Origin of the sequence: Vibrio crassostreae 9ZC13, from assembly GCF_000272045.2 — a bacterium.
In the GTDB taxonomy this organism is placed as follows: Bacteria; Pseudomonadota; Gammaproteobacteria; order Enterobacterales; family Vibrionaceae; genus Vibrio; species Vibrio crassostreae_C.
The window spans coordinates 2,091,593-2,099,640 of sequence record NZ_AJYZ02000019.1 but is presented as its reverse complement, the minus strand read 5'-3'; the positions used below and the strand labels follow the sequence as shown (position 1 = coordinate 2,099,640).

8 protein-coding genes are annotated in these 8,048 nt (G+C 43.1%); 4 read left to right on the top strand and 4 right to left on the bottom strand.

Features of this window, described 5'->3' with window-relative positions; translation table 11 throughout:
* The coding region (locus tag A136_RS10480) for a porin (RefSeq protein ID WP_017065542.1) at positions 1-968 on the top strand (968 nt) is incomplete at its 5' end.
* A 127-nt stretch (positions 969-1,095) separates the two neighbouring features.
* On the opposite strand, the gene A136_RS10475 is transcribed toward A136_RS10480, so the two are convergent.
* A complete protein-coding gene (locus A136_RS10475) occupies positions 1,096-1,755 on the bottom strand; it encodes a DUF2726 domain-containing protein (RefSeq protein ID WP_017065541.1) in 660 nt (219 codons plus the stop codon).
* 273 nt (positions 1,756-2,028) lie between these two features.
* Between A136_RS10475 and A136_RS10470 the strand changes: the two genes are divergently transcribed.
* Positions 2,029-2,214: a hypothetical protein gene (locus A136_RS10470; RefSeq protein WP_017059179.1), complete on the top strand. Its 186-nt coding sequence runs from the start codon at positions 2,029-2,031 to the stop codon at positions 2,212-2,214.
* A gap of 153 nt (positions 2,215-2,367) precedes the next feature.
* Here the strand turns inward: A136_RS10470 and A136_RS10465 are convergent, their stop codons facing one another.
* Positions 2,368-4,332, bottom strand: a complete 1,965-nt coding sequence (locus tag A136_RS10465) for a tetratricopeptide repeat-containing diguanylate cyclase (protein WP_017065540.1) — start codon at positions 4,330-4,332, stop codon at positions 2,368-2,370.
* Positions 4,333-4,593: 261 nt separating this feature from the next.
* Here A136_RS10465 and A136_RS10460 point away from each other — a divergent pair, with 261 nt between their 5' ends.
* On the top strand, positions 4,594-5,700 hold the full coding sequence (locus A136_RS10460; protein WP_017065539.1) for a M20/M25/M40 family metallo-hydrolase: 1,107 nt from the start codon (positions 4,594-4,596) through the stop codon (positions 5,698-5,700).
* 108 nt (positions 5,701-5,808) lie between these two features.
* Here A136_RS10460 and A136_RS10455 read toward each other — a convergent pair whose 3' ends face one another.
* Entirely contained in the window at positions 5,809-6,231 is a 423-nt protein-coding gene (locus A136_RS10455; RefSeq protein ID WP_017065538.1) for a DUF3859 domain-containing protein, read from the bottom strand.
* A 78-nt stretch (positions 6,232-6,309) separates the two neighbouring features.
* A complete protein-coding gene (locus A136_RS10450; protein ID WP_017065537.1) occupies positions 6,310-6,678 on the bottom strand; it encodes an ATP-binding protein in 369 nt (122 codons plus the stop codon).
* 275 nt (positions 6,679-6,953) lie between these two features.
* Between A136_RS10450 and metA the strand changes: the two genes are divergently transcribed.
* A complete protein-coding gene (gene metA / locus A136_RS10445) occupies positions 6,954-7,895 on the top strand; it encodes a homoserine O-acetyltransferase MetA (protein WP_017059174.1) in 942 nt (313 codons plus the stop codon).
* Positions 7,896-8,048 lie beyond the last annotated feature (153 nt).

Sequence of the window (8,048 nt, the reverse complement as noted above, 5' to 3'; positions counted from 1 at the left end):
CACCTGCCGTATCGGCGGCGACCATTTATGAGACAGATGAAACAGTATTCAATATCGGCGGCCGCGCAGAAGTTCGAGGGAATTTCTCTGATGCGAATAAAAGTGCTGGTAATAGTAGCACCTATAGTGATAGATCACGTGTCCGCTTAAGTGTCGATGGCACACAAAAAGCGTCGGACGATGTTTCCTTTTTTGGGAAATATGAATTCGAACTAACAGAGTCTGAAGATGGCGCATCAGATGATATCGGCATTAACACTCGATTCTTATATACGGGTGTTCAAACCAATCACGGTAACGTCTATTATGGCCACCAAAATAATGCCGTTACCTACTTAACCGATTGGACGGATATGGCTGAAACCTTCAGCGGCTATATCAATGAATACACGGTGTCGACTGCTGATCGAGCAAAAAATGTTTTACGTTATGAACTGACAAGCGACAACATCACCTTTCAAATTGATGGCAATTTCAATTCAGATAGTGAATCAGCACAAAGTGACGGCTTCGGTGCAGTTGTCGCCGGCAGCACTTCGATTGGGTTAGATATTGGCGTCGGTTATGCGTCAAGTGATGAAACCTATGGCGTTGGGACAGATACAGAAACTTCTGATGCCTATATTGGTGCGGTTAAGTACACCAACGATCAGGGGGTTTGGTTCGCCGCACTCTATCAATTTGGTAGTATTTCAGGTCTAGGCGTAAAAGATTCAGACTACGATTCTGCCGATGCTTACTTGGGATACTCGTTTGGTGTCAACACCGTCAACCTGACCTACAGCTACTTTGAAGCTGACGATATTGCAGATTACGACATTAACTTTATCGGTCTAGAATACGCACGTTATATTGGCGATGTGGCCTTCTTTGGTAGTTATAAGTTTAACATGTTAGACGAGGGCGAAGGTGGGCAAGGCGATAACGACGAAGATGAGCTACAGCTCGGTATGCGTTACGCGTTTTAGTCTAAACCAATCCACTTAATATTAGTAAAGCCGAGCATAATCAATGCTCGGCTTTTTAGTTTGTATAACTTATTCGTATCTAAGCGATTGAATGGAGTCCAACCGGATGCATTACTATCGATACCAACTATTCTTCAACATCGAATACAACGTTGTAGTTTTCGGTATAGGTGCAGTTTGGCTGGCGGCTACAAGTGAAGAAGCGTCGGCCTTTGTAATCGCCTTGGCTTGCCAGTTTGATGATCATTGGGCTACCACACTTCTTACAAAATCGCACTTCTTTTGATGGCTCGATTAAATCGATGTGTGCTGCCAGTAACCTCTTCAAACGGCTCACTTGGTAGCTGTGTTTAATAGATGCACCAATCAGAGGTAAACCTGCCGATTTACACACGTGAATTAGTAGCTTTTCGCGATCGACTTTCCCTTTATTGAGCTCTTTGCCGTTATCAAGTTCGATAATAACGCGGGGCTCTAGCGTTCGCGGGTCGCAAACAACAAAGTCGAAGTAACTACGTGAGATCTTGTTGTTGGCGATAAACCAATTCTTCTTATTGTTCGTCTTAGCAGGAACAAGTACGTTCGACATGCTGACTTTAGCAAACACTTCCCCATGGTTGCCCACAGCTGATTTTAGCGCATTATAGAATGTCGCCTGTTGCGCCGACATCAACGCGCCTTTCTTCTGATAAGCGTGGTCTTTGGTGTCATCGTGTTTCACCACATACTTTTGAATAAAGTAAAAGAACACAACCAGAACAATTACAACGATAAAGATATTAGTCATTTTCCAACACAATCAAGTCTGTATAGGGATTAAGAGAGTAGCTAGCGTATGTAGAAAAGCATCACCTGGCAAGCAAAAGAGCGAGAGTTGCCAACCAGAATCACGACCTTTGAGCGCAGTGCCCAACGAGAGGTCGCTCCTTCGCTAGACACACCTCTCTTATTTTGATAATGAAATCATCAATCACACTCTAGATTGATTTAGATCAATTTACCTAGATTTGTGATCAACTAGTCTGAAAAACGTTAGGCAAATGTTAATAAGGAAATTGATATGGAACTTAAACAAGACCCAAGATGTTATACCGACGTATGTGTAGATGGTAAATGGTTCCACTATGACCACTGTGGAACCCAAGCCTACATGTTAAAGGGAGGAGCTTCGGCTGTGATTGAACTCGCTAGCGAACCAGCGACAGAAGGCGAATTGGTTGAAATGCTTCAAGGTGTCGCTAAGTAACTCATTTAGAAAATGTTGATATAGATAAACTCGACATATCGCTAAGTAAACCCCACTTCTCACTCAAATTTTGATATTAGCGATCTCAGAGTGTTCCAGAAGCCATTCTTATCTCACGAAGATCAGAATGGCTTTTTGTTTCCAGGTTAGCGATTAACTTTCAGCAATGATGACTTGATTCCTACCCGACTCTTTCGCTTGATATAGTGCATCATCCGCGGCTTTGAGGTACTTCTTGTAAGTATCTTGATTGAGTTGCTCATGAACAATACCAATCGACGCTCCTATCGATGTGGTGAGGTCTAAAGAGCCGGAGTGCGTATCAATGGGTGTTTCAGAAATAGCTAAACGGATAACGTTCAACTGTTGCTCAGGATCAATGGAACCAGACAGCAACAAAACAAACTCTTCCCCACCCCATCTTGCCACTACATCGTTTGTTGATAAGATTTTCTCTAAACGCTTAGCGACTTCCACCAGCACTTGGTCACCAATATCATGGCCATAAGTGTCATTAACTTGTTTGAAGCGGTCTAAATCTAGAATAGCGAGCGTATACCCAAACGACGACAAATGATGTGGCATCGGCTGAGTTAACCGTTGCTCTAAGTAACGCCTATTGTATAAGCCTGTCAGTTCGCATCTTGTTGATTGCTTAAGTAGTTCTTTGTTGGTCTTCTGGATCGAGCGTAACCTTATCAATAGTAACGTGGCGCTTATCATCACCATGATACCCAAAGCGACGACGATTCGATTCCGTAATTGCTGCTTATCTAATGTCAGCTCACCCAACTCTTTTTCTGCGTTAAGCAGTTCGTTTTCTTGAGCTAATGATGCTGTAGCGAAATCTTGCTCTAGTAAAAAGATATCACTCTGGCGCTTATCAAATAGCAGCGCTTTGTTGCCCTTGTAATAGAGTTTGAAGTAACGAAGTGCGTTCTCGCTGTCGCCTCTCGAATCATAGTATTCAGCAAGTGTTCTTAAGCCGAGGACCTTCCAGCTGCGAGTCCCCACAACATCGAACATTGCAGACGATCGCTTTAGATCAGCAAAAACAAAATTATCTCGGTTCAAACCAATGTTCGCTAAGGCTCTATTTAGGTAACACTGCCCCAATTGAAGTGTGTATTTGTCCACTCCTGGGTATCTAAGACACAAGTTTGCGACTTGTCGTGCTGACTCAAAGTTCTTTTCCGCCAACAACACATCACTCTCTGCTTTTAATAGGATGATTTTGTATCGTTCACTCACGTTATCGCCATTTAGCTTAGCCGCACTTTGATATGCTTCTCGGCCTTTGACTAAATCACCACTGCGCAGATAAGCAAAAGACTCATTCACATGCAGCACGCCGATGGTAGACGCTTCGAGTAGTCCACTCTTGTAATAGAGCTTTTTGGCTCTTTTAATCAGCTTGAGCGCTTTAGGCCAGTCTTCCAAATAGATATAAAGCAGTGCCATATTTGACACTAACTTGCTGTTGTAGATGTGATGAGGGTACTTCTTACCAAGGTCTAAACCTTTATGGAAAAAGTATTGAGCTTCAGGAAAGTCATTGCGGATGTTATTGATGACACCAGCCGTGTTATAGGCCTTAATCAACAACTCTTCATAGTGAAGCGATTCTGCGATATCTATCGCTGCTCTGATTTGGATTTCAGATTCCGCTAGCTCACCCTTACTGATGTATTCAATCGCCAATTCAACGAGAGATTGGGCCTTTAGCCAACCCATATGTTCGTGTTGTGCGAGTGCTTTAATCTGCCTGACGTATTCGGAAACCGCTTCGGTATCCAACTTATGTTGCGCGAGGTTGGACAAAATCATCAATTCGTAAGCACGATAGATGGCTTTATCTTGGTCTGGGAACTTGGCTTGGAGAGCCTCAAGTTGTTGGGAAGCTAAATTAGGGTCACCGCGAGATACATCGAGAATATCGATCAACGCAGATCCATATTGAGAGAGTGATAACTCTTTCTCTGGACTATAAACACTCGGGTTTTCAGGGCGAATATGCTTTAAATCGTCGTCATAAGTTGGATAGAGCAAATACAGCCCCAGCACAATACTCATCAGCACCACGAAAAGGAATGAACCTAACACATTGTTTCTATTCATTTATCAGGGCCATTATTGATTGAATTCCAATTTTATTGACGTTTTTTTAAGAGCGGTCAAACATTATACCCGACAGATATACAGATTAAAATCCTGCGCACTGGTGGATCTGAATTGGGTTTTTCTCATTAATTAGAATAATCAGGCAACTTTCTTGATTTAACTCAGACAATCATCTACCTCATTGGCGTTATAGTGATTTTCCTGTTCCTACCTCCGCGGCTTCTTTTTGAACAAGCGGAAGCATAATGAGAATTAACAATGACCCAAATTAATGAACAACGTCTTGTAGAACATTTCTGCGATCTAGTGAAAATTGATAGTGAATCTCGTAACGAAAAAGCGATTGCTGAAGCTTTGGCTGAGCAACTCGGTGAACTAGGTTTTGAAGTTCACAAACTGGCGGTTCCTGAAGAAGTGTCTAATGGTTTCAACATCTACGCTCGTCTAGATGGCACTCTTCCAGGTAGCACAGTGTTCAGCTGCCACATGGACACAGTAACGCCAGGCATCGGCATTGAGCCAATCATCGAAGACGGTATCATCCGTTCAAAAGGCAACACAATTCTAGGTGGTGACGACAAGTCTGGTATCGCAGCTATCATGGAAGCGGTTCGTTGCATCAAAGCAGAAGGCCAAGAGCACAAAACTATCGAGATTGCGTTTACTGTATTCGAAGAAGGCGGTCTGTTCGGTTCTTTGAACTTCGACATGTCTTACATTCAATCTGAGCACGCAATCGTACTGGATACAGGCGGCCCAATTGGCACCATCGTAAACGCAGCGCCTGGCCAACAGAAGATTGTAGCTAACATCAAAGGTCGCCCTGCTCACGCTGGCTTAGCACCAGAAGAAGGCATCAGCGCAATTCAGGTTGCTGCAGACGCAATCACTAAGATGAACCTACTTCGTATCGATGAAGAAACGACAGCAAACGTTGGTATTGTTGAAGGTGGTCAAGCAACTAACATCGTAATGCCAGAGCTTAAAGTCGTGGCTGAAGCACGTTCTCTAAACGGCGAAAAGCTAACGGCTCAAGTTGAACATATGATCTCTACATTCCAAGAAAGTGCTAAGCAGTTCGGCGCTGAAGTAGAAATCGAATCAACTCGTGCTTACGATGCATTCGTTATTGCAGACGATCATCCGCACATTCTTTCTATCAAATCGGCGTTTGAGAAGCTTGGCGTCACAGCGAACACTAAACGCACTGGCGGCGGTAGCGATGCAAACAACTTCAACGCAAAAGGCCTGACAACAGTTAACCTTTCTACTGGTATGGCGAAAGTTCACACCACTGAAGAGTACATTGCAGTGAAAGACATGGTCGCAATCACTGAGTTTGTTGTGGCTTACGTAACGCAATAATCGAATCCATTAGTTGGGTAGTCACTTCTATCTAGCACAATGAAAAAAGCCTAGACATCAACACGATGCTCGGCTTTTTGCTATTTAGGTGAACATAGAAGGTCGAATCTAAAACCCTCTACGCTTCCAGAATTGGCCTTCGTCTTTTGCTACGAGGTCGAATGTCTTATCAGCAATAATGTTGCCTTTTAGCTCAACCGTCATGCGCCATTTACCTAACTTGTTCGAGACAGGTGCCCAGATAGTGTCACCTAAGTAGAAATCCCAGTCATTGTTGCCGACATACTCTTCACCATCGAACGGTTCGAGCACTTCACCTTTGTCTGTGGTGATGTTTGGGTGATAAATGCAGTAACGAATCTTTTCGCCTTTGGCTTTCTTGATATTCAAGATATAGCCAAATTCCACATCGATTTCGGCATCAACGGTAGTGGTGAACTTTTGGATTTTTGGAAGATCTTTAGATTTGGAATCCCATGTGGAATAGATACCATAAGAAGTCATGTCGACCACAACAGAGCGCTTTGCCATTTCAATCGTTACCTTGAAGTTGTTCTATTAATTTAATTCTATTTGCCATTCAGCCACGCAAGCAGAAGAAGAACGAGGCTATTCTTGCCAGTCTTTCGCCATACGCTTAATTACTGAAGGTTCAATGTCGTGAATAGTGCCATATTGCTCTCGGCACACTTCGATAATTAATTCTGCTTTATATTTGAGTGCAAGTTGGCGGTAGGCTTTCATTTCCCAATGCTTAATAAAGGTATTCGAAACAACCACATCAAACCCTTGCTTTAAGCCGTTTTCAGCTGTGTTTTGACACCACTCATGAGCTTGTTGCAGCTGCCTAGGATCAAAATGGTACTCACCTTGCTCATTCACATAATACATATCGGCTTCGACATGCAATGCATCGTAGGTTTTTGCTTTTGTTGATTTGCCAGAACCGGGCAACCCTCGAATGAGTATTAACTTCATCTGTCACTGTACAGGCTAATTTGAAAACATGAGTTTATCGTAAATAGTAACGAGTTGCTCTGATAACTGCCTCTGCTCAGCATGCGAAAACCAAGTACTTACACACGACTCAGACAATCACTGAATACAATGAGACTCCCCTCGAAGCGCGTGGATTGCTTCTGATAGAAAACACAAATAATTTACATCTATCCATTTTGCATATCGACAAGCGTATCAAACTACTATAGATTTAGATGTATAGACGTCTACATATCTAGCTTAGGGAGAAAGCTGTGCCTATTCGCATTCCAGACCAATTGCCAGCATCCGATGTTCTTCGTGAAGAAAACATCTTCGTTATGCCGTTATCAAGAGCATCGACACAGGAAATTCGTCCACTTCGAGTCTTGATCCTCAACCTAATGCCGAAGAAGATTGAAACTGAAACTCAATTTTTACGCCTACTATCGAACAGCCCATTGCAAGTTGATGTAGAGCTGCTGCGCATTGATGATCGACCAAGTAAAAACACACCGACTGAACACCTTGATAACTTCTATCGCCAATTTGAAATGGTCAAAGGAAGAAACTTTGATGGATTGATCATCACTGGTGCGCCGCTTGGCTTGGTTCAATTTGAAGATGTTATCTACTGGGACCATCTGAAAACCATCATGGAATGGGCAAACAAGCACGTTACTTCAACTCTATACGTGTGTTGGGCGGCTCAGGCTGGTTTGAAATTACTGTATGATTTGCCAAAACGCACGCGTAAAGAGAAGTTGTCTGGTGTTTATAATCACGAGATACATAACCCATACCACCCTATTTTACGTGGCTTCGACGATACATTCTTAGCTCCGCACTCTCGCTATGCGGACTTCTCTCAAGAGTACTTAGCGGAACATACTGACCTTGATGTTCTTGCAACTTCTGATGTTGCAGGCGTATACCTAGCAGCAACCAAAGATAAGCGAAACGTGTTTGTAACGGGTCACCCTGAGTACGACTCTCACACACTTCACAATGAGTACATTCGAGATTTGGGTGAAGGCATGGAGCCTGTGATACCAATCAACTACTACCCGAATAACAATCCAGACAACAAACCGGTTGCAAGCTGGCGCAGCCACGGACACTTGTTGTTCTCAAACTGGCTAAACTACTGCGTTTACCAACAAACGCCTTACGATCTGGATCATTTCAGCGAAGACAACTTTACCAAAGACGATTAAGTTCTTTCTTCCGATTCACAAACACATAAACCGTGTTCAGTATGTTGTTGATAAAACGACGAATTGGACGCGGTTTTTTTATGGTGTGTGGGTCGCATTCCATGATAGATTTACGACTTCAATGGGTTTGATTTCATATGATGGGTTGGTGTT

Excerpts from the sequence above, each read along its gene's own strand:
- A136_RS10475 (WP_017065541.1), bottom strand. The coding sequence starts at position 1,755 with ATGACTAATATCTTTATCGTTGTAATTGTTCTGGTTGTGTTCTTTTAC.
- A136_RS10470 (WP_017059179.1), top strand. The coding sequence starts at position 2,029 with ATGGAACTTAAACAAGACCCAAGATGTTATACCGACGTATGTGTAGAT.
- A136_RS10465 (WP_017065540.1), bottom strand. The coding sequence starts at position 4,332 with ATGAATAGAAACAATGTGTTAGGTTCATTCCTTTTCGTGGTGCTGATG.
- A136_RS10460 (WP_017065539.1), top strand. The coding sequence starts at position 4,594 with ATGACCCAAATTAATGAACAACGTCTTGTAGAACATTTCTGCGATCTA.
- A136_RS10455 (WP_017065538.1), bottom strand. The coding sequence starts at position 6,231 with ATGGCAAAGCGCTCTGTTGTGGTCGACATGACTTCTTATGGTATCTAT.
- A136_RS10450 (WP_017065537.1), bottom strand. The coding sequence starts at position 6,678 with ATGAAGTTAATACTCATTCGAGGGTTGCCCGGTTCTGGCAAATCAACA.